The sequence below is a fragment of the Pseudomonas sp. zfem002 genome, assembly GCF_032621685.1.
GTDB lineage: Bacteria > Pseudomonadota > Gammaproteobacteria > Pseudomonadales > Pseudomonadaceae > Aquipseudomonas > Aquipseudomonas japonica.
This window is the reverse complement of the sequence record NZ_JAVYJH010000019.1, coordinates 167,411-187,570: the sequence shown is the minus strand read 5'-3', so window position 1 is coordinate 187,570 and position 20,160 is coordinate 167,411. Positions and strand designations below refer to the sequence as shown.

The following is a 20,160-nucleotide window of genomic DNA, read 5'->3' as shown; positions in this document are numbered from 1 at the left end:
ATGCCGATCAAGACCACCCTCAAGCGCGCCAGTGGCTGGATCTACCTCAACTCCCCGGTAGGCCGCCGCCAGTTGCATGGCGCCGGACTGATCCTGATGCTCCACCGCGTGCTGCCGGACGACCGCGCCGCGGCCCTGCCCCATCGCAATGAACTGTGCGTCGGCCCGCAGGCCTTCGAGCGCCTGCTGCGCTGGTTGCGCCAGCACTTCGACTGCCTGCCGCTGCTCGACCTGCTGCACGGCCACGGCAGCGGCCGGCCGCGGGTGGCGCTGACCTTCGACGACGGCTGGCGCGACAACGCCCTGCATGCCTTTCCCCTGCTGCAGCGCTACCAGGTCCCGGCGAGCATCTTCCTCTCCACCGACTTCATCGGCAGCCGCCAGCGCTTCTGGTGGGAAAGCCTCGGCGAAACCCTGTGGGGCAGCCACGGCGAGCCGGCGCGGCACCAACTGATCGAAAAACTGCGCCGGGTCGGTCGGCCGCTGCCTGCCGCCTACTTCATGCATGACGCGCCCAAGGCCCGCAGCCTGGCCCTGGCCCACTACCTGCAAAGTCTGAAAAGCCTGGCGCCGGCGGCCCTGCACCTGCTCACCGACGCCTGTCCGGCGGAGTCCCTGCCCCAGGCCCTGGACTGGCAGCAGGTACGCCAGCTGGAGGACTCCGGGCTGATCAGCTTCGGCCCGCACGGTGCCAGCCACGCCCTGCTGCCCGGGCTGGACGACCGTCGCCTGGAAGAAGAAATCAGCCGCAGCCACAGCGCCCTCCTGCAGGGCTGCCGCAACCCGCTGCCGGTGTACTGCTACCCCAATGGCGACCATGACCTGCGGGTGCGCCAGCGCCTCGCCGCGCACCGCTATCCCTGGGCCCTGAGTACCCGCGCCGGGCTCTGCCAGAGCTGCGACGACCCCCTGGCCCTGCCGCGCATCGGCGTCAGCCAGCGCAATGCCAGCCGGCCTTCGCTGCTGGCCTGGCGCATCAGTCGTGGAGGTAACCCATGAGCCGCGGTCACTACCTGCGCCACCTGCTCCTGAGCATGGGCACCCGCCTGGCGATGATCGCCCTGCGCCTGCTGCGCAACGTGCTCCTGGCGCGCCTGCTCGGCCCCAGCGAACGCGGTCTGTTCGCCCTGCTCAGCAGCCTGCCGGACCTGATCGCCGCAGCCACCAGCGGTGGCCTCAACAGCGCCATCGGCTACCAGGCGGCGCAACAGCGCAATCTCGGCCTGCTGCTGACCCAGGTGCTGGTCTATGGCTGCCTGCTCGCCGCCCTGCTGACCCTGGTGTGCCTGGCGGCCCTGCGCGGCTTCGGCATCCAGCTGGAGGTCAGCGAGCAGCTCGGCCTGCTGGCCTGGCTGCTGTTGCTGGCGGTACCGCTGAGCGTGCTGAAAAGCGGCCTGCTGACCCTGCACAACGCCACCGGCGGGGTCGGCGCCTTCAACGCCCTGCGCCTGACCGAGTCGCTGGCGCCGCTGCTGCTGTTTCTCGCCTTCTACCTGCTCTGGCCCGAAGCGACCCTGTCCGCGGCCCTGGCCAGCTGGCTGCTGGGCCTGGGCCTGGTGGTGCTGCTCGGCCTGCTCTGGCTGCGCCGCGGTCGCCAACTGCGCCTGTGCTGGGACCGCAGCGGCCAGCGCGAACTGCTGGCCTACAGCGCCAAGAGCCATCCCGACCTGCTGTTCCAGCAAGTGATCCTGCGTTCCGACTACCTGTTCATCAGCGCCCTGCTCGGCAGCACCGCCCTGGGCCACTACGCCATGGCCAGCGCCGCCGCCGAGCTGCTGCTGATCGTCCCCGAGGCAGTGACCACGCCGCTGATGAAACGCCTGCTGCAACAGGACGCGGGCATGGAACGCATCACCCCGCTGGCCCTGCGCCTGACCGCCACGGTGATGCTCGGCGCCTGCCTGGGCATGGCGCTGATCGGCGAATGGCTGATCGTCACCCTGTTCGGCGTCGCCTACCAGCCTGCCTACCCGGCCCTGCTGGCGCTGCTGCCGGGGCTGTTCGGCCTGTGCTACGCGAGCATCCTGCGCCTCGACCTGCTGGGCAAGAACCGCCCCGGCAGCGTGTCGCTGATGATGGGCGCCGGCGCAGCGCTGAACCTGCTGCTCAATGTCCTGCTGATCCCCCGCCACGGCATCGTCGGCGCGGCGCTGGCCTCGTCGATCGCCTACCTGGCGGTGACCCTGGCCATGCTGGTGCTGTACTGCCGGCTCAGCGGCGTGGCCTGGTGGCGCACCCTGATCGTCCTGCCCGCCGACCTGCTGCCGCTGCGGCGCATGCTGCCAGGGAGGGTCGCCGGATGAAGACCCTGCTGCTGCCGCTCCTGCTGCTCAGCGGCCTGGCCGGCGCCGCGCCCGCGCGCTGGCCGGATATCCGCGACGGCGCCCTGTACCTGACCCCGAGCCGTGGCGACACGCTGCAGCTGGACTGGGTCGGCGCCTGGCAGGCGGCGGCCAATCCCGAGCAGGTATTTCTCCTCGATGGCCAGGGCCGCCTGGCGGCGCGCCGGGATATCGCCGCCGATGAAGTGCGCGGCCAGCAGCAATGGCCGCTGCACAGCGGGCATGGCAGCTATCGCCTGGAGATCCCCGGCTACAGCTTCCGCCGCTACCGGGCGGCGTTCGACGACAGCACCGGGGTGCAGTTCGCCCCGGCGCGGCTGCATTTCAGCCTGCAGGTGGAGGCCGACAGCACCTTCTACTTCCGCGTCGCGGCCGGCGAGGTAGCCATCCTGGCCGGCAAGTACCACGGCGGCGTCAGCGGTCTGCACGCGGTGCGCCTGGAGGACGGCAAGAGCCTGAGCCTGCCGCTGGTGCGGCAACCCGCCTACTGGCAGTACGAGCAGGTGACCTTGCCGGTCAGCCCGCAGGCACAGGTCTGGCGCCTGGAACTGCAAGGCCGCGGCAAGGCGGCGTTCTGGCTGGACGGCACGGCCAATCTGTTCGCCCGCCGGGTCGCCGACCTGCAGCCGCTGCGCGAGCAGGCCGGCACGGTGAATCTGCAACTGGGCGGCAAGCACCTCGGTCCCACCGCGAAACTCGGCCTCAACCTGCCCTATCTGCTGCCGCCACCGGCCAGCCATGCCGTGCTGGATGCCCTGCGCCCGACGGCGGCGGGCTTCTACAGCTTCGTCGATGTGCTGGCGCGCCAGCCCGAGTACGAGAACGCCTTTCGCCGCCTGTACCGGGAACGCTTCGCCATCGCCGACGACATCACCCTGCTCGCCGCCACCGGCCGCCGCGCCGATCTGCGCGACGACGCCATCAGCCGCCAGGGCCTCGATGCCTGGCTGGCGGCCAGCGTCGCCCTCGGTGGCGCGGGTCGCCATTACATCGCCTTCGCCGACGAGCCGAACCTCAACTACCAGCGCTACGAGGACTTTCGCGACTTCTTCGCCAAACGCCTGCGCCAGGTCGAGGACTACGCGGGCGCGCGCCAGGCCGGCGTGCGCATCGCCATGCCGGCCAGCTCGCGCCTGGTCAACGGCCCGCTGGCCGAGCACAGCGGCGAGCGCCGCGGGCTGGACTGGGCCAAGCGCCTGCTCGACGAATTCGGCCCGCGCATCGATGCGCTGGCCTGGCATGAATGGATGGTCCGCGACCTGCTGGCGACCCGGGTCTACCGCGACACCGTGCGCCAGGCCGCGGGCCTGGTCGGCCTCGACGAACGTGGCCGGCCACGCAAGGCCCTGCTGCTGGACCAGACCAACCTGTCCAGCGGCTCCAGCCTCAGCCTGTATGAGCAGAACGGCGACGACGCCGCGCTGTGGTGGGCCTCGGTGGCGATCAACGCCAGCGCCGACGGCCTGCTGGACATGCTCAACTGGTTCCAGGCCGCCGACGAGCCGGAGTACCCCAAGGGCATGCTGCAGGTCCTCGGCCCACGGGAGTTCGTGCTCAAGCCGGTGGGCCTGGCCCAGCAGTTCATCCAGCAGCACTGGCTGGACGAGGTGCTGCAACTGGACAACGACGCCTTCGAAGTCGACGTCCTGGCCATGGCCCGCGGGCCGCAGCGCAGCCTGCTCGGGGTGAACAAGAGCGAGCGGCGCCAGCAGGTGCGCTTCGCCAGCGGCGCCCGGCAGTGCCCGGCACAAAGCGAATTGACCTTCTTCGGAGCCGACCACCAGCCACGCAAGGCCGACCTGGCCTGTCGCGGTGGGCAGTTCGGCTTCGAGTTGCCAGGGCGGACCCTGTTCGCCCTGAGCTGGAGCGCGTCGTAGAGCGACGCGCCGGACCACCCGCCTTGCCCGATCAAGGAGGCAATCATGCGTGTACTGAATCAGTTGCAAACCCACATCAGGCACAAAGGACTGCGCTCTGCCCTGAACACCGCCTTGCGGCACTACGTGTTCTATCACTGGGAACTGCTCTGGATGGAGCGTGACCTGGTCAGCCCCGTTCCCCCGCACAACCTCAAGCCCAGCGCGCCGACCCGCAGCGAGCTGACCACCCTGCACAACGTGCATGCCTTCGCCCGTTACTTCGGCGACCGCCTGGAGACCATGCGCGAGCTGGTCAGCGAAGGCCACACCGGGATCATCCACCGCGACCCCGAAGGCCATGTGGTGGCCTTCATCTGGGGTTGCCCGAAGGACTACCACGACCACCACTTCTATGGCTGCTGGTTCCCGGTCAAGCAGGGTGAGTTCTTCGAGTTCGGCGGCGAACTCACCCGCGCCTACTGGGGCACCACGCTGTCGGTGGACCTGCAACTGGACCTGTGGAAGGCCATGCGCGATCAGGGCTGCGACAAGGTGGTGGACGTCTGCGAGAGCCACAATATCCCGGCGCTGAAGCTGCACCTGCGCATGGGCTATGCCGAGCAGGGTCGGGTCACCCACGTCTACTGCCTGTTCGGACGCTGGAAGTTCTACCGGCAGAGCCGCTACCAGGGTTCGCGCCTGTCCGCCCTGAACAAGCCGGTGGTGGCGCCGGTACCGGTGAGGGCTGCCTGACATGGGAGTACGCCTGAGCTGGTCGACCTCGCTGTCGACCCCCGCCTTTCCCGTCCGGGACTACGAAACCCTGCGCCAGCGCCTGCCGCAGAGCACACCGTTCAACGGCCTGGCCTGGTTGCGCGCGGCGGAGGCCGCGTTGCGCCCGGGGCAGAGCCTGCATGTGCTGCTCGGCCATGATGGCGAGCGCCTGTGCCTGTGCCTGCCGCTGGTGCGCATGCCGCTGCGCGCCGGGCTGCCGGGCTTCGTCGTGCTGCGTCACCTGGGCTGGCCGCTGAGCGACCGGGTCGGCCTGCTCATCGACCTGCCCGAGCACGAAGCGCCGCTGGTGCTGCGCGAGATTCGCCGGCACCTGCCCCACGCCCTGCTGCAGCTCAACGAAGTGGTCGCCGGCGAACCCTGGCTGCTGCACTGGGGCTGGCGCAGCTCGACCCATGAATGCCGGCGCGTGTGCAATGTCCCGGTGCACTGGCTGAGCGCGGCGGACCGCCAGGAAGTCAGCGGCGATCCGCGCTACAAACTGCGCCGCGCGCGCAAGCGCATCGCCGCCTGTGGCGCCGAGGTGCGCCGGGTGGTGGTGGATGCCGACAACATCGAGCACTGGCTGCAACGCATCGCCGCGGTGGAGGACGCCAGCTGGAAAGGCGACGACGGCGTCGGCATCTTCAGCACGCCGCAGTCGCGGGCGTGGATGTTCCAGGCCCTGGCCGGCCTTGCCGCCGAAGACCGTCTGCGCCTGGTGGTGCTGGAGCTGGACGGCGAGTGCATCAGCTATCGCCTCGGCCTGCTCGAGCGCGGTCGGCTCTACGACTACAACCTGGCCTTCCTTCCCGCCCACGCCGACCTGGGCAGCGGCCGGGTCCTGCTGCAGGAGTGGATCGACTGGGGGCTGGACGAAGGCTGGCAGTGGGTCGACGCCTCGCGGGTCAGCCTGGAGAACTCCAGTCATCAGTTGCATGAACGCATGACGGCGCAGGTCGAACACCTGCGCCATAGTTTCTACAGCTGGCGTTTCTCCGGCCTGTGCCTGGGCCTGGCCCTGCGCCTGTGGCGGCGCTGCCGTCCCTGGTGGCGTCCGGGCAAGCCGGCGGCGCCGACCCGCACCTCTCCCCGTCCCCCTCTTGCAGGAGCTGCGCAATGTCCCTCCAGGTGATAGTCAACGCCGATGATTTCGGCCTTAACGAGCCCACCAACGCGGTGATCCTGCGGGCGTTCCAGAGCGGCCTGGTGACCTCGGCCACGGCCATGGCCAACATGCCGGCGTTCCGCAACGCCTGCGCCCTGGCCCGCCAGCAGCCGCTGCTGCGGGGGCGGGTCGGGCTGCACTTCAACCTCAGCCATGGTCGCCCGTTGAGCGAAGCCATTCTCGAAGAGCCGGCGTTCTGCAACAGTGCCGGCGAGTTCGAGTTCGGCCTGTCGCGCAAGAGCCTGTGGCTCAGCCGCCGCGCGCGGCAGGCCGTGGAACTGGAGCTGGCCGCGCAGTGGCAGCACTGCCTGGGCCTGGGCTTGCTGCCCAGTCACCTGGACTCGCACCAGCATGTGCACAACATCTGGCCACTGGGCGAAATCCTCGCCCGCTTCGCCGCGCGCGAGGGCGTGCCGGTGCGCCTGGCGCGCAATATCGGGCGCAATATCGGCACCGGCAAGCGCGTGTTCAAGACCCTGCTCAACCGACGCCTGCGGCAACTGGCCGGGGTCAGTGCCGATCACGTGTGCACCCCGGTGGACCTGCGCGATGGCCTGGCGCCGCTGGATGGCGTGCTGGAGGTGGTGGTGCATCCCAGTGCGCTGGGCTCCGCGGATTTCGGCGATGCCTACCTGGACAGCGGGGAATCGTTGCTGGATCTGCTGGAACAGCGGCTGGCGGGGGTACGCCGGGTGGGGTATGGGACGCTGGCGGGGCGGACGGCGGGGGCGTTTCTGAAGGTTGGTTGAGGGCGAGTGCCTGTCTTGAGGTTTGCAGCGCCCTCAAGACAGGCACCCGGCAGCCTTGATGCGTTCTCCCGCCAGACCATCAAATTTGAGTAGGTGCTTCCCGATCCTGCTGGCTTTTCTGATCGGCAGAATGGGCCTATCGATTTTCCAGCCTCTTCTGCAACAGTGAGGCCCCCTGCCACATTCACTCCTCCGCCTCCGGAAAATGCCGGCAACTCTTGCGCTCCGCCATCTGCTGGTCCGTCGGTCGCTCATCGACGAACCGTGGCGGCCGGTCGCTGTGGATCTCCAGGAAGCCCCAGCGCAGATCCGCTTCGGTCTGTCCCGGCTTGGGCGGTTCGAACCACCAGACTTCGCGGCTGATCAGGGCCATGGGCTGCTCCTCGACTGAAGTTTTTCGACTCCTGTCACTATAGCCCCGGCCCCGGATAACTATGTGCCACCGCCGCCACCCGGCGGCACGGTGTGCTTGCACTCCTTTCTCACCAGGAGTGCACCCATGTCCCCCCAACACCCCACCCACCATGATCTGCTGGTCAGGGAACGCCTGCCGCGCTGGCTCGCCGACCTCAAGCCGGGGCAGATCGAGCGCCTGCGCCACCTCGACGACTACGCCAACTACAGCTGGGTGCAGAACGCACCGGCGGCGCTACGCGCCGAGCTGGAGCAGACCCTGCTGCGCACCCGCGCGGTGACCTTCGCCCTGGCCAGGGCCCTGCGCGAACTGCGCAACCCGAGCGACTTCGCCAGCCCCCTGCTGATGCAACGCCTGCGCGAACGCTTCGGCCTGCGCGGTGATCCGCGCGACATGCACTTCGTCCGCTTCAGCCGCGACTGGAGCTGGAGCGCGCTGGCCACCGAACTCAACCACCGGGTCGAACCGCTGCTTCAGGCCGCACTGCAGAACTTCGAAAAGGACGTGGAACTGCAGCCGGAGAGCGTGGCGATCATGGGCGAGTTTCGCGTCGACTCGTTCAACGGCTACGCGCGTTACCACTTCCGCCCCCTGCCCTTCAGCGCCGCCCAGTTCGCCGAGCAATGCCACGACCTCGATCTCGGCCAGCGCTATCAGGATCACCTGAATCAGCTGTTCGGCCGTCCGCAGGTACGCGAACTGGCGATCAGCGCACGCCGCGAGCAATTGCGCCTGGACCTGCTGCTCGCACGCCTGCGTAACCCGCAGCTGGAGCATGAGCCGATCCAGTGCCTGATCGATGGCGCGGATGCCAGCGCTGTGCCGCGCTGCGAGCATTTCAGCCTGTTCGGCGTCGATGTCCTGGATGCCCTGCTGATCCGTCCCGCCGCCGGCGCGCAGGCGGTGTTTCTCTACCTGCCCGGCATGCCCGAGGCGCTGACCGGGCATTCCAGCTTCGCCGCCTGCCAGCGCGCGCTGCTGCGCCTGTTGTGCGATCCGGCGCTGCGCCAGCGTTTCTACGGTTTCATCCAGCAGGACAAGGTCGAGCACTTCGCCAGCGTGCTGCAGCGCAACCTCACCGGACAGACCCTGCCGGACGAGCGCAACAGCACATGGAAAGCCCCGGCGGACTGCGACCTGCACTGCAATGGCACCGCCATCGAGGGCGAGCTCTTCGCCTTCCTGCAGGATCGCCAGCACCGCCGCCTGCTCAACGAAGGTCGCCAGCTGGCGGTTCCCAGCAGCGCCGTCGACGAAGCCGCACGCCAGCGCCGCCTGCATTACTGGGAGTCCGTGGGACTGGACCTGCTCGGTGTGGCGGCGTTCTTCGTGCCCGCCGCCGGCAGCCTGATGATGATGGTGTTCGCCGCGCAGATCCTCGGTGAGGTCTACGAAGGCGTCGAAGCCTGGGAACAAGGCGATATCGACGGCGCCCTCGGGCATGCCAAGGCGGTGGCGCTGGACCTGGGGACCGCCGTGGCCACCGGCGTGGCCCTGCATTACGCCGGCAAGTTCACCCGCAACCTGATCGAAGTGATCCGCCCGGACGGCACGCCACGCCTGTGGAACGGCGATCTGCAGCCCTACCGCGTCGACCCGCCGGCCGACGCCCGGCCCAATGCCCTGGGCCTGCTGGAATCGGGAGCGCAGCGCCATGTGCAGCTCGACGACGGACACTTCGCGGTGCGCCCCCACGCCGACGGCCAGCGCTGGTGCATCACCCATCCCGGCGACCGCGAAGCGTTCCAGCCGCTCCTCGAACACAACGGCGAAGGGGCCTGGCATGCGGCCCATGAACAACCGCTGGAATGGCCACGACGCACCTTGCTGCGTCGCCTCGGCGCGAAGGTCGAGGACTACAGCGATGCGGAACTGGAAGTCGCCAGCCGTATCGAGGGCATCGGCCGCGATGAACTCCTCGACGTCTACCTCAAGCACACACCGACACCGCCCCGCCTGCTCTCGACCTTGCAGCGCGTGCGTGCCGGCGTGCCCGCCGAAGACCCGCTGCAGGCCGTGGTCGAGGGGCTCTACCGGCCGGATCGCGGCCTTCCGGCCAGCGAACGCCTGGCCTTGCTCAGCCTGCCGCGGCAAGCGCGCTGGCCGACGGGCTGCAGCCTCGAACTGCGCGGCGGCGACCGCTCCGGCCCGCTGCTGGAGCGCGCCGGCGAACGCTTCGCCAATGATCAACGGCTGATTATCAAGGTGCCCGGCGGCTACCGCGCGGTGCTCGACGATCGGCCGCGGGCACCGGTCGCGGATCTGTTCGAGGCGCTGCTGCAGGCAGTCCCGGAACTGGGCAGCGAGCCGCAGGCCCTGAAGGAGACCATCGTCGAGCAGGCCCAGCGCAATCCCGGGCAGGCGCGCAGCCTGATCTGGTCCGCGCGCAGTGACGGCTGGCACGATGACGGCCGCCTGCTCGGTGGCTTCGACGCGCCGCCGCCGGCCCACTACCCGCCGACCCGCGCTGCCGGCAATGCGCTGCTGGCCCGCTACCGCCGGCTCTACCCCAGCGTCAGCGACGAACAGGCCCGCAGCACGCTGGAACAGTGGAGCGACAGCGGCCGGCAGCCTCACCTCGAACTGCGCACGCTGGAGCGCCAACTCGACTACCTGCGCACCGCTCTCGGCCAGTGGGCTTCGGGCGGGCCACTGCGCACGGTGGCGCGGGACACCCTGATCCGTTGCTGGCAACGCAACCAGGCCAACCCGGCCGAGCTGGACCTGTCGTCGATCGGCCTCGACGACGGTGACTTCGCCACCCTGCCACACCTGGCGGATGCCTTCAGTCATGTGAACGAGCTGAACCTGAGCTCCAATCCCCTGCGCGCGATTCCCCACCTGCTGCTCAATCAGTTGCCGCCGTTGCAAAGGCTCTGGGCCAGCGCGCTGGAGCTCAGGCACCTGCCGGCGGGACTGGGCACGCAGTTGCGCTTCCTGGAACTGACCGACAACGCCATCACCTGGTCGTCCATTTCCCAGGAGGCCCTGGCCGAATACCCGAACCTGGAAGAGCTCAACCTTTCCGGCAATCCATTGCAGAGCCCGCCGGACCTCACTGCGGCGCCGAACCTGCGCGATGTCAGCCTGTTCGACTGCTCCTTGCTGCGCATGCCGGAACACCTGAGCGAGCTGCCGCACCTGCAGAACCTCGACCTGTCCTCCAACCTCCTGACGCGCCTGCCCGAAGGGCTCGAAACGGACCTCACGCCGGCCGCGCAACGGGCCTTGAGCCTGGAATACAACCCGCTGGACAACGACTCACTGAACCGCATCGACACGCACTACGAGGCAACCGGCATCGACCTGCTGGTCGCCGAGGACGACTACACGACGCTGTTGCTCAATGCCGACGAGGGCACCCAGGCCTGCTGGGAGCGCCTCGGCCGGCTGATGCCGATCGAGTACCGCCGCGACCTGCGCCGTGTCGCCGACGAACCCATGTACGGGGCCGCGCCGACCACCACGCGGCGGCGTTTCTGGGCCATGCTGCCGTGGCTGGAGTCCAGTCCGCGGGCACGCGCCATGGCCCAGCGCATCGACGCCGGCAGGCTCCTGCAGTTCGAACGGGTCGCCGATCTGGAACGACCCGAGCCTTTTGCCACACCGCGCCTGAAGAGCGAACACTACCTGCGTATCGCGGTGGACAACGCACGCTGCCTGGCCCTCGACGATGCCCTGGTGGCACGCCTGCCGAACGCCAGCGAAGCCCAGCTGGAAGCCTTGCGCGCCCTGACCCTGCAGCGCCTGGGCAACGATCCGCAGTTGCGCATGCGCCTGGCCCCGGAGCCACACGAGCCAGTGAACCTGACGGGGGTCGAACGGGAAGCGGCGCAACTGGAGGGCAACTGGACCAGCGTGGTTCGCCACCAGTTGCGCCTGATCGAAGGCTCGACCGCGGTCGGTCGTGATGCCCTGCTCGCCGAAGGCGCCGATGGCGAGCCGGCGATCCGCTTCTGGACCCGGCACCTGGAGCGGCGCTACCACCCCGAGTTCGAACGCTTGCAGGAGCAGGCCAACGCCCAGTTGCTCGATGCCGAAAACCTGCTGAGCGAAGGCGAATACCTGAACGAAGCCAACCACCTGCGCCGCCAGCTCGACCGCGAACGCCGACGCCTGCTGGACGACCTCACCCGCGGCATCGCCGAGGGCAACCCGCTGCGCTGGTGAACCCGGCGCCCGGCGCCGTGCTCAGTACTGCACGGCGCTGAAGCGCTCGCCGGCCAGCCAGTGCTCGAAACGCTCCGCCGGCATCGGCCGCCCGATCAGGTAGCCCTGGCCGTGGTCGCAGCCGGCGTTGCGCAGGAACTGATGCTGGGCATGGGTCTCGATGCCCTCGGCGGTGATCCGGTAGCCCAGGGCGTGACCCAGATCGATGATCGCCCGGGTGATCGCCACATCGTTGTCGCCATGGGGCAGGTCCTTGATGAAGGCCCGGTCGATCTTCAGATGATTGATCGGCAGGGCCTTCAGATAGGCCAACGACGAATAGCCGGTGCCGAAGTCATCCACTGCCGTCGCCACCCCCAGCGCCTGCAGCTGGGCGAGGACTTCGCAGGCATGCTGCTGGCTTTCCATCAACAGGCTTTCGGTGATCTCCACTTCCAGCAGCTGCGGGTCCAGGCCGTGACGCTGCAGGGCCTGGGTCAGGCTGCCGACGTAATCGCTGCGCTCGATCTGCAGCGCCGCGACGTTGATCGCGATCGGCCCCGGCAGCAGCTCGCGATCGCGCCACAGGCGCACCTGTCGGCACACCAGTTCCAGCACCTGCTCGCCCAGGGGAATGATCAGTCCGGTACGTTCGGCCAGCGGGATGAAATCGCCCGGCGACACCAGTCCGTGTTGCGGATCGCGCCAGCGCAGCAGCGCCTCGGCGCCCTCGACGCGACCGCTGAACAGATCGATGCGCGGCTGGTACCAGAGTTCGAACTCCTTCTGCTCCAGCGCCCGGCGCAGGGCGCGCTCCATGGCCAGGCGCTGCTGCAGGCGCTCGGTCATGTCGCTGTGGTACAGGCGCCAGGCGTTGCGCCCGCCCTCCTTGGCCGCGTACATCGCGGTGTCGGCGTGGCGCATCAGGCTTTCCCCGGTGTGACCATGCTCGGGGCACAGGGCCACGCCGATACTGCCACTGACCAGGGCGGCATTGCCCTTGAGATCGAAGGGACGTTGCAGGGCGCGCAGCAGGCCGTCCACCACCTTGCCCACATAGTCCACCGCGTCGGCACGCCCGAGGATGAAGGCGAATTCGTCGCCGCCCAGGCGACACACCGTGTCCTCCATCCCGATACCCGCGCGCAGGCGCTGCGCGGCCTGCTCCAGCAACAGGTCGCCAAGGGCATGGCCGAGACTGTCGTTGACCTGCTTGAAGCCATCGATATCCAGGACCAGCACCGCCACCTGCACCCGTGATGCGGCCAGGGCCTGTTCCAGGCGGCGCTGGAACAGCACGCGGTTGGGCAGGCCGGTGACCGCGTCGAAATGCGCCAGGTGCTCGAACTGCGCCTGGGAATGCTTGAGCTCGGCGTTGCGCTGGTTGATCAGGCGATTGCTGCGGTTCAACTGGGCGACGAACAGGCTGAACAGCCCCGTGGTGGACAGCGCGAAGAGAAACAGCGGCGAACCGAACAGGGTCATGGACGACCAGCCGTCCCGCGGCATCGCCGCCAGTTGCCAGGTGCCCCCGGGGACATCGACGTTGAGCGTCACCGACGACGCCGACGCCGCGAACAGCGTCTCGTCGCCCCAGATCATAGCCCCCGCGGCGCCATCGCCGTCGGCACCGCGCAGCGCCAGGCGGAAGGTCGGGTCCTCGGCCACCCCGGCCTCACGCAGCAGGCTGTCGATATTCGCCACCACCGAGACATTGCCCCAGTACAGGCGCACGCCCTTGTGGCCCTTGAGAAACACCGGGCGCCGGTAGATCAGCGCCTCGCCGCCCTGGTACAGGCGCACCGGACCGGCCAGCACCGCTTCCTGGCGGTCCCGGGCGCGGCGCACCAGCGGGTACTGCGCAGGCAGCAGGCGATAGTCGAGACCCAGTACCGCGTGGTTGTGCTCCAGCGGGTAGACATCGGCGATCACATCGTTGGGCGCCAGGGAGATGTGGCGGATATAGGACACCGATTCCAGGGCCTGGCGCGCCATGTCGTGAAAATGGCGGGTGGAGATATCGCCATCGGCACTGAGCAACTGGGCTATGCCCTCGGTCTCACCGAAGGCCGAGCGCATCTGCGCCTCCAGCCCGGCGCGAATCGCCGACAGGCGCATGCTCGCATTGGCGATCAGCTCGCTTTCCTCGCGCTGCACGTCGAGGCGGCCGAGGACCACGGAAAGACCGATGCCGATCACCGCGAAACCGATCGGCAGCAGACGATAAGCGGTGGAGCGCACGCGGGTGGGAAGCGGTCGAGGGGTGTTTTCCAGGGCAAGGATTCTTGTCGTCATACGCCGGCTGCTTGCGTCCGTTTACCCGGTTATCGGCGATGGCAAAACAATATTGAGGCGGGCTGGCTTTTTTTTATCGTGCGGCGTTATGCTCGACTGAAACGTTTCACCCATTCAAAGAAAAAGAGGTGTCGTGCCATGGATCGTTTGCTGGACTCACTGTTTCCCACTGCCGAAGAAATCCCCGAGGCCTATCGCCTGGGCGCGCCGCTGGAGCAGCGCGACTACCTGGTGAACGGCCAATTGCGCCACTGGCAAGGTCCGCTGGCCACGGTGCGCAGTCCGGTCTGGCTGAAAGATGCCGACGGCAACGAGCAGCAGGTGATCCTCGGCAGCGCGCCGCTGCTGGATGCCGACACCGCCCTCGACGCCCTGGACGCCGCCGTGCACGCCTATGACAAAGGCCGCGGCGCCTGGCCGACGATGCGCGTGGCCGAACGCATCCGCCATGTCGAAGGTTTTCTCGGACGCATGCGCGAGCAGCGCGAGGCGGTGGTCAAGCTGCTGATGTGGGAAATCGGCAAGAACCTCAAGGACGCCGAGAAGGAATTCGACCGCACCTGCGACTACATCGTCGACACCATCGGCGCGCTCAAGGAACTGGACCGCCGCTCCAGCCGCTTCGAGCTGGAACAGGACACCCTCGGCCAGATCCGCCGCGCACCGCTGGGCGTGGCGCTGTGCATGGGCCCCTACAACTACCCGCTGAACGAAACCTTCACCACCCTGATCCCGGCGCTGATCATGGGCAACACCGTGGTGTTCAAGCCGGCCAAGTTCGGCGTGCTGCTGATCCGCCCGCTGCTGGAGGCGTTCCGCGACAGCTTCCCGGCCGGGGTGATCAACGTCATCTACGGCCGTGGCCGCGAGACCGTCAGCGCCCTGATGGCCAGCGGCAAGGTCGATGTGTTCGCCTTCATCGGCACCAACAAGGCCGCCAGCGACCTGAAGAAGCTGCACCCGCGCCCGCACCGCCTGCGCGCCGCCCTTGGCCTGGACGCGAAGAACCCGGGCATCGTGCTGCCCGAGGTGGACCTCGACAACGCGGTCAGCGAAGCGCTCACCGGCGCCCTGTCGTTCAACGGCCAGCGCTGCACCGCGCTGAAGATCCTGTTCGTCCACGAGCAGGTGGTCGACGCCTTCCTGGAGAAATTCCAGGCCCGCCTCGCCGCGCTCAAGCCAGGCATGCCCTGGACCCCCGGCGTGGCCCTGACGCCGTTGCCGGAGCCGGGCAAGATCGACTACCTCAACGGCCTGGTCGACGACGCCCTCGGCCATGGCGCGCGGGTGCTCAATCCCGGTGGCGGACAGAGCCGCGGTTCGTTCTTCTACCCGGCGCTGCTGTACCCGGTGAACCCGGCGATGCGCGTCTACCACGAGGAACAGTTCGGCCCGCTGGTGCCGGTGGTGCCCTATCGCGACCTGCAGACCGTGATCGACTACGTGCTGGATTCCGACTTCGGCCAGCAACTCAGCCTGTTCGGCACCAGTTCGAAGGAGATCGGCCTGCTGGTGGACACCTTCGCCAACCAGGTCGGGCGCATCAACATCAACGCCCAGTGCCAGCGCGGTCCCGACACGTTCCCGTTCAATGGCCGCAAGAACTCCGCCGAAGGCACCCTGTCGGTGCATGATGCCCTGCGCACCTTCTCGATCCGCACCCTGGTGGCGACCCGTTTCCAGGACGCCAACAAGCAGTTGATCAGCGACATCATCCGCAACCGCGAGTCGAGTTTCCTGACCACTGACTACATCTTCTGAGCGGATGCCCGTTCGTCCAGTGAATGCGCAATTCGATTTGCACATTCCGCATTCCTGTACAAATATACAGGTCCACGCCCGGGGCACCGGTTCCGGGTCAGTCCGTTGGCATCGTTACAGGAGGAACACGCAAATGGCAGCTAAACCCATCCCCGAAGGCATGCATAGCATCACCCCGTACCTGGGCATCAAGGACGCCTACAAGGCCATCGATTTCTACAAGGCCGCCTTCGGCGCCGTCGAGGTATTCCGTATCCAGAGCCTCGACGGCCGCATCGGTCATGCCGAACTGAAGATCGGCGACTCGTCGCTGATGCTCGCCGATCCCTGCGACCAGGCCGCGCTGCTCAGCAGCCAGTCGCAGCCCGGCGCGTCGGTCGGCCTGCACCTCTATGTCGAGGACGTCGACGCCAGCTTTGCCCAGGCGATCAAGGCCGGGGCCACCCAGGTCAACCCCGTGCAGGACCAGTTCTACGGCGACCGCAGCGGCTCCCTGAAGGATCCGTTCGGCAACCTGTGGTTCATCGCCACGCACAAGGAAGACCTGTCGGTGGAAGAGATCCGCGCGCGGGCGGCGAAGCTGTTCGGCGCCTGATAGACCGAGGCTCACAGGGTCTCTATGCTTGCGCGACCCTCTGTAGGAGCTGGCTTGCCTGCGAAGCAGTCCCAGATAGCGGTGAAGTCTGGGACCGCTTTGCAGTCCTTTCGCGGTGGTTCGTCACACGACAAGCCACGCTCCTACAGGAACAATGCCGTCCGCCCTTCAAGGACATCCATGCGAATCATCGAAAAGAGCGCCAACCTGGTGCGCAGCCTTACCCCGGCCGAGGACGACCTGCTGCGCGGCTTCAACCGCGGTACCCTGGAAGGCCCGCGGCTGCTGCAGGCCAACCAGTTGCTGATGAAGATCCGCGCCGCCGGTCACTGGCTGGCCTGCGACTGCCAGGCCAGGGCCATGCCGGTGCTCAATGTCACCCTCAACAGCCATACCGGCACCCTGTTCCTCAAGAACAACCCCGGCACCGCCGAGCACGCCGACGATTGCCCGTTCATCAAGGACGAGCGCGACGGCACCGAGCAGGACGACCCGGACACCCCGCCCGCCGCCTGGCTGGCACCGGACACGCCACTGCGGCTGATCGGTGATTTCCGCCGGGCCAGCGAGGAAACTGCCGCGGGCAACGGCAGCGGCGACAAGCGCGAGCAGCAGCGCCTGCTCTCGCTGCTGCTGACCTGGATCGAAGCCAGCGGCCTCAACGTCTATGCCACCCACCTGAAGAAGGACCTCACCGGGCAATTCGCCGAACTGCGCGGTGTCGCCGGACGCTACCCGCTGATCGAGCGGGTACCGGCGAGCAACTACCTGGAAACCCGTCTGGACATGAAGCACATGATGATGCTCAAGGCGCGCCTGCGTGAGTCCACGGTGTTTGGCAACCACCGCCGCCACGGGCTGCTGCTCGATTGCGTCAGCCAGATCAAGGCCCGCAAGGTCTGCAACGAGCGCAGCGAGGACGGCTTCGACTTCCAGGGGCATCACCTGCTCTGGGGCGGTAGCCGCACCCCCGGTCCGCTGCTGGCCCTGGCGATCTATTCGCCGGCCAGCGCCGGCAGTCACTTCTACGAACTGATCCATGTCGCCAGCGTGCCGGTGCTGTCACGCGCCCAGCTGTTCCCGGTGTACCGCGACGAAGAGCGTGAGCCGCTGAAGATGCTGGTGTCGCTGATCGACTGGATGGCCAGCAAGGGCGTGCGGGTGATCATGCGCCGGCCGGTGATCGGTGGCCGGGTGATGGATGAACTGGTGCTCAGTTCGGACCAGGACCGGGTGCTGTCGGTGTCGCTGACCGAGCAGCCGCTGGGGCCGGAGCCGGAGGTGGAGAATTTCCGCCGCTACGCCGACTTCAAGAGCCTGGACACCTTCCGCAAGTACGTGGCCGGCTTCTTCATGCGCGGGCGGGAATAGACCTGCAGCGAAGCGCCATTGGTCGCCGCGGGGATCATCCCGATCGCACCTTGCGCCAGCGGGTGCGACCCAACCAGGGGTATCCCTCGCGAAAAAGGAGTTCGACCATGAAGCGCACAGCCTTCGCCGCGCTGCTCTTCAGCGCCGTGCTCGGCGGCCATGCCCTGGCCGATACCGGGCCGACCAACCCCAATCCGCCGACGCCGGGCACATCGGGCACGGGCTCCGGCGTACCACCGGAAATCCCCGTCCCGGGCAGCACCGATCCGCGCCTGCAGGGCAGCGACCCGGGGCGCCAGGGTGGCGCGACCACCGACGGCACCGATCGCAGCCGGCCAGCAACGCTGATGGATGGCAGCGGCTCCGAGCGCGGTAGCGAGCGCAAGGGCACGGATTCGGGTACTGGCTCGAGTGAAGGCAAGTAGATCTCAAGCCCGGACCAAAACCCAGTGGGCGCTGGCCGGGCGACACGCCTTGACGCTCAACGGCTCCGCCGGCAGAGAGCATTGGCAGTTCCCCCTCCAAAGCCATCAATCAATCCGCAACGGACGAGAGAGTTGCATGGTTATCAGATAGCGTTCCTCATCAGGCCGCTTCGAGTAATCGAAGCGATCTGCGTAGAGCTGGATTTCGTATTGATCCCCGGCAATCCAGTAAGTAGCTATCTTTCCATTCTCTCGTAATGCAGCCCTCCATTCGGGCGTATCTTCAAACACCGGAAACTCATCGGCACGAGTAGGCTGCCAGCCACTTCTGCGCCATTGATCTTGAAGCCCCAGAAGCACCTGCATCGTGTCTTCAAGCAAAAGTGGTTCAATTTGGGGGGATAAACGTACATTTCGTACTGTACCGGTTGGAGTGAACGCAACAATGAAGAAACGCGCTAATGGCGTGACGAAACCGTATTCCCTGTCAGCCAAACGCAATCGAGCATCCGTTCTCGGCATTTGATACCAATAAGTATCAGGTAGCACATCCGCTATTTCGGCAGTCGATCGTCTTTGCATGTCAATCCATGGTTCCCCGATGATTACCGAAATTTCTGGTTCATCCTTGAAAGCCGGGAAAAAAAACAATATAAGTACAGCAGTCATTGCAATCAAGACAAATAAAAAACGCCTAGAAATCGCAGCTCTAAAAATACGCATTACTGTACGCCACCTCCGCTGGCGATACTCTTTATAGATTTTTCGACCAGCCCCCGACTGGAGCTATGCAGCAGGTCATGAAATTGGTTTGCTGCTCGTATAACGAATTGCATCCGTTGCTCTGGATTAGCCAGGTTCGCAATTGGACTATCTTCGAACCCTACAGTACGCCCGTCATCTAGACCTCGACATTGCCCCGCAAGTGTCAATTCTACTGGCTGAGCAACACCGCTAGGAAAACCAGTGATATAAGAAGCCTGATTCCCCTGCAAGAGCAACACAAATACAGTGTCATTGTAAATGATACGCTGCAATACATTTACCTGCTCATGATACGCCAGCAACTTTACACCCCCAGGCAAATCTCCACTCTCAATACATTAAAACGCTAAAATTATCTCATCATAAGGCTTTCCAAATGGAAGCTTGCTTTCCGATACAGGCCAATAAATCCCCTTATTATGAGGCCATGTAAGCAATTGACGACGAATCAAGCACTTTTTCAACTCCTTGAGCCCACGCTTTGCATAAAACGCATGCAATGGAAAAATATCCAGAAACAAGGCCGTATTCCCCAGCACCAGCATCTCGTGTACGTACTGGAAGCCCCTTTGCATCTGCTTATAGAACTCCGACTGCGCCTTGTGCATACCTTCGCGTCCGGTCTGCTTCGCCACTTCTGAAGCAGTCATCCCGAGGCTCCAGGTATGGGAAACATCCTTGGTGTACATCGGATTCTGGCTGGCCACCTCCTGATACTGGCGAAGCGCTTCGTCGTCGGTGTAGCTCAGGCTGAATCCGAATGCGTCCACGCGCCGGGTACTGTCCAACATCCGCTGTGCCGCCTCGTCCTCGGCCTGCATCTTCATGACGATATCGGAAGCATGCAGCAGCCCACAGCCCACCTGCTTGGAGGCAAAGGCCGCCAGTCCGGCCCATTGAAAGCGATTGTCATGCAGCCAGAGGCGCGCGTAGGCGGCGTTGATAGCGCGGTTGCGCTCTTGAGGGTCGTGAATCAGCCGCCCACCCGGTGCGATGATCTCGTAGGCCTCGCGTTGATAGTCGAGCCAGACACTTTCGCATGTCGCAAAATCGACTTCGTAGGCAATGCCTTTACCCTCGTTCTCGGTATAGAGAACCTTGAGTTCGGACATCTGCTTGGACCCATACAGCCCCTGGGTATCGCTTTTGTGATCCTTGAAGCACTTCATCTTCGTCCCTCGATAGTCGTTCAAGGGGCGAGACTTTATTTTCAAGCGGATAATGACTCAATCGATTTTGCTGTAGAAAAACATCATGAAAAACATTCCTCACCAGCAAAATTTCACACCGAAAAAAGTAAAATCAGAATAATAAACAGCTTGTTTATTCAAATACCCTTGAAACCATCAAGCCAAGCGATAAACAACAAGACTGACTGCAAATTCCGCAGCCAGTCCGAGGAATTTTCCTACAAAAACTGGTTTCACCTATCGCATGCTCGGCCACCCCTGAAACGCCGGCACCACCGCCACACACCCCGGCAGTTGCCGACACG

At 66.0% G+C, this 20,160-nt stretch carries 16 protein-coding genes; 11 read left to right on the top strand and 5 right to left on the bottom strand.

Annotation, left to right across the window (positions count from 1 at the left end):
- From RTI28_RS20680 to RTI28_RS20655, 6 genes are read left to right on the top strand one after another with little or no spacing between them, the layout of a single operon-like run.
- Nucleotides 1–999, top strand: a complete 999-nt coding sequence (locus RTI28_RS20680) for a polysaccharide deacetylase family protein (protein WP_316922150.1) — start codon at nucleotides 1–3, stop codon at nucleotides 997–999.
- Nucleotides 996–2,303: a lipopolysaccharide biosynthesis protein gene (locus RTI28_RS20675; protein WP_316922149.1), complete on the top strand. Its 1,308-nt coding sequence runs from the start codon at nucleotides 996–998 to the stop codon at nucleotides 2,301–2,303. Before RTI28_RS20680 ends, RTI28_RS20675 begins: the two co-directional genes overlap by 4 nt.
- Nucleotides 2,300–4,219: a hypothetical protein gene (locus RTI28_RS20670; RefSeq protein WP_316922148.1), complete on the top strand. Its 1,920-nt coding sequence runs from the start codon at nucleotides 2,300–2,302 to the stop codon at nucleotides 4,217–4,219. The genes RTI28_RS20675 and RTI28_RS20670 overlap by 4 nt, the downstream gene beginning before the upstream one ends.
- A 45-nt stretch (nucleotides 4,220–4,264) precedes the next feature.
- Nucleotides 4,265–4,954, top strand: coding sequence for an N-acetyltransferase (locus RTI28_RS20665; protein WP_316922147.1), 690 nt, complete (start codon nucleotides 4,265–4,267; stop codon nucleotides 4,952–4,954).
- Nucleotide 4,955: 1 nt separating this feature from the next.
- Complete coding sequence (locus RTI28_RS20660) at nucleotides 4,956–6,107, top strand: GNAT family N-acetyltransferase (protein WP_316922146.1); 1,152 nt, start codon at nucleotides 4,956–4,958, stop codon at nucleotides 6,105–6,107.
- Nucleotides 6,092–6,889, top strand: a complete 798-nt coding sequence (locus tag RTI28_RS20655; RefSeq protein WP_316922145.1) for a ChbG/HpnK family deacetylase — start codon at nucleotides 6,092–6,094, stop codon at nucleotides 6,887–6,889. The genes RTI28_RS20660 and RTI28_RS20655 overlap by 16 nt, the downstream gene beginning before the upstream one ends.
- Nucleotides 6,890–7,073: 184 nt before the next feature.
- On the opposite strand, the gene RTI28_RS20650 is transcribed toward RTI28_RS20655, so the two are convergent.
- Complete coding sequence (locus RTI28_RS20650; protein WP_316922144.1) at nucleotides 7,074–7,262, bottom strand: hypothetical protein; 189 nt, start codon at nucleotides 7,260–7,262, stop codon at nucleotides 7,074–7,076.
- A gap of 126 nt (nucleotides 7,263–7,388) precedes the next feature.
- Between RTI28_RS20650 and RTI28_RS20645 the strand changes: the two genes are divergently transcribed.
- Entirely contained in the window at nucleotides 7,389–11,474 is a 4,086-nt protein-coding gene (locus RTI28_RS20645; protein WP_316922143.1) for a leucine-rich repeat domain-containing protein, read from the top strand.
- A 21-nt stretch (nucleotides 11,475–11,495) separates the two neighbouring features.
- On the opposite strand, the gene RTI28_RS20640 is transcribed toward RTI28_RS20645, so the two are convergent.
- Complete coding sequence (locus tag RTI28_RS20640; protein ID WP_316922142.1) at nucleotides 11,496–13,748, bottom strand: putative bifunctional diguanylate cyclase/phosphodiesterase; 2,253 nt, start codon at nucleotides 13,746–13,748, stop codon at nucleotides 11,496–11,498.
- A 138-nt stretch (nucleotides 13,749–13,886) separates the two neighbouring features.
- Here RTI28_RS20640 and RTI28_RS20635 point away from each other — a divergent pair, with 138 nt between their 5' ends.
- From RTI28_RS20635 to RTI28_RS20620, 4 genes are all read left to right on the top strand, one after another.
- Complete coding sequence (locus tag RTI28_RS20635; RefSeq protein WP_316922141.1) at nucleotides 13,887–15,509, top strand: NADP-dependent glyceraldehyde-3-phosphate dehydrogenase; 1,623 nt, start codon at nucleotides 13,887–13,889, stop codon at nucleotides 15,507–15,509.
- A gap of 133 nt (nucleotides 15,510–15,642) precedes the next feature.
- Complete coding sequence (locus tag RTI28_RS20630) at nucleotides 15,643–16,104, top strand: VOC family protein (RefSeq protein ID WP_316922140.1); 462 nt, start codon at nucleotides 15,643–15,645, stop codon at nucleotides 16,102–16,104.
- A gap of 180 nt (nucleotides 16,105–16,284) precedes the next feature.
- Entirely contained in the window at nucleotides 16,285–17,475 is a 1,191-nt protein-coding gene (locus RTI28_RS20625; RefSeq protein WP_316922139.1) for a hypothetical protein, read from the top strand.
- A 107-nt stretch (nucleotides 17,476–17,582) separates the two neighbouring features.
- Entirely contained in the window at nucleotides 17,583–17,900 is a 318-nt protein-coding gene (locus tag RTI28_RS20620) for a hypothetical protein (RefSeq protein ID WP_316922138.1), read from the top strand.
- 105 nt (nucleotides 17,901–18,005) lie between these two features.
- On the opposite strand, the gene RTI28_RS20615 is transcribed toward RTI28_RS20620, so the two are convergent.
- The 3 genes from RTI28_RS20615 to RTI28_RS20610 are packed head-to-tail and all read right to left on the bottom strand — an operon-like array spanning nucleotide 18,006 to nucleotide 19,834.
- Nucleotides 18,006–18,623 carry a hypothetical protein gene (locus RTI28_RS20615; protein ID WP_316922137.1) on the bottom strand — a complete coding sequence of 206 codons (618 nt, stop codon included), beginning with the start codon at nucleotides 18,621–18,623 and terminating at the stop codon, nucleotides 18,006–18,008.
- Nucleotides 18,623–18,967 carry a DUF2515 family protein gene (locus tag RTI28_RS30455; protein WP_410479020.1) on the bottom strand — a complete coding sequence of 115 codons (345 nt, stop codon included), beginning with the start codon at nucleotides 18,965–18,967 and terminating at the stop codon, nucleotides 18,623–18,625. Before RTI28_RS30455 ends, RTI28_RS20615 begins: the two co-directional genes overlap by 1 nt.
- A gap of 36 nt (nucleotides 18,968–19,003) precedes the next feature.
- On the bottom strand, nucleotides 19,004–19,834 hold the full coding sequence (locus tag RTI28_RS20610; RefSeq protein ID WP_316922136.1) for a DUF2515 family protein: 831 nt from the start codon (nucleotides 19,832–19,834) through the stop codon (nucleotides 19,004–19,006).
- Nucleotides 19,835–20,160 lie beyond the last annotated feature (326 nt).

Excerpts from the sequence above, each read along its gene's own strand:
- RTI28_RS20680 (WP_316922150.1), top strand. The coding sequence starts at position 1 with ATGCCGATCAAGACCACCCTCAAGCGCGCCAGTGGCTGGATCTACCTC.
- RTI28_RS20675 (WP_316922149.1), top strand. The coding sequence starts at position 996 with ATGAGCCGCGGTCACTACCTGCGCCACCTGCTCCTGAGCATGGGCACC.
- RTI28_RS20670 (WP_316922148.1), top strand. The coding sequence starts at position 2,300 with ATGAAGACCCTGCTGCTGCCGCTCCTGCTGCTCAGCGGCCTGGCCGGC.
- RTI28_RS20665 (WP_316922147.1), top strand. The coding sequence starts at position 4,265 with ATGCGTGTACTGAATCAGTTGCAAACCCACATCAGGCACAAAGGACTG.
- RTI28_RS20660 (WP_316922146.1), top strand. The coding sequence starts at position 4,956 with ATGGGAGTACGCCTGAGCTGGTCGACCTCGCTGTCGACCCCCGCCTTT.
- RTI28_RS20655 (WP_316922145.1), top strand. The coding sequence starts at position 6,092 with ATGTCCCTCCAGGTGATAGTCAACGCCGATGATTTCGGCCTTAACGAG.
- RTI28_RS20650 (WP_316922144.1), bottom strand. The coding sequence starts at position 7,262 with ATGGCCCTGATCAGCCGCGAAGTCTGGTGGTTCGAACCGCCCAAGCCG.
- RTI28_RS20645 (WP_316922143.1), top strand. The coding sequence starts at position 7,389 with ATGTCCCCCCAACACCCCACCCACCATGATCTGCTGGTCAGGGAACGC.
- RTI28_RS20640 (WP_316922142.1), bottom strand. The coding sequence starts at position 13,748 with ATGACGACAAGAATCCTTGCCCTGGAAAACACCCCTCGACCGCTTCCC.
- RTI28_RS20635 (WP_316922141.1), top strand. The coding sequence starts at position 13,887 with ATGGATCGTTTGCTGGACTCACTGTTTCCCACTGCCGAAGAAATCCCC.
- RTI28_RS20630 (WP_316922140.1), top strand. The coding sequence starts at position 15,643 with ATGGCAGCTAAACCCATCCCCGAAGGCATGCATAGCATCACCCCGTAC.
- RTI28_RS20625 (WP_316922139.1), top strand. The coding sequence starts at position 16,285 with ATGCGAATCATCGAAAAGAGCGCCAACCTGGTGCGCAGCCTTACCCCG.
- RTI28_RS20620 (WP_316922138.1), top strand. The coding sequence starts at position 17,583 with ATGAAGCGCACAGCCTTCGCCGCGCTGCTCTTCAGCGCCGTGCTCGGC.
- RTI28_RS20615 (WP_316922137.1), bottom strand. The coding sequence starts at position 18,623 with ATGCGTATTTTTAGAGCTGCGATTTCTAGGCGTTTTTTATTTGTCTTG.
- RTI28_RS20610 (WP_316922136.1), bottom strand. The coding sequence starts at position 19,834 with ATGAAGTGCTTCAAGGATCACAAAAGCGATACCCAGGGGCTGTATGGG.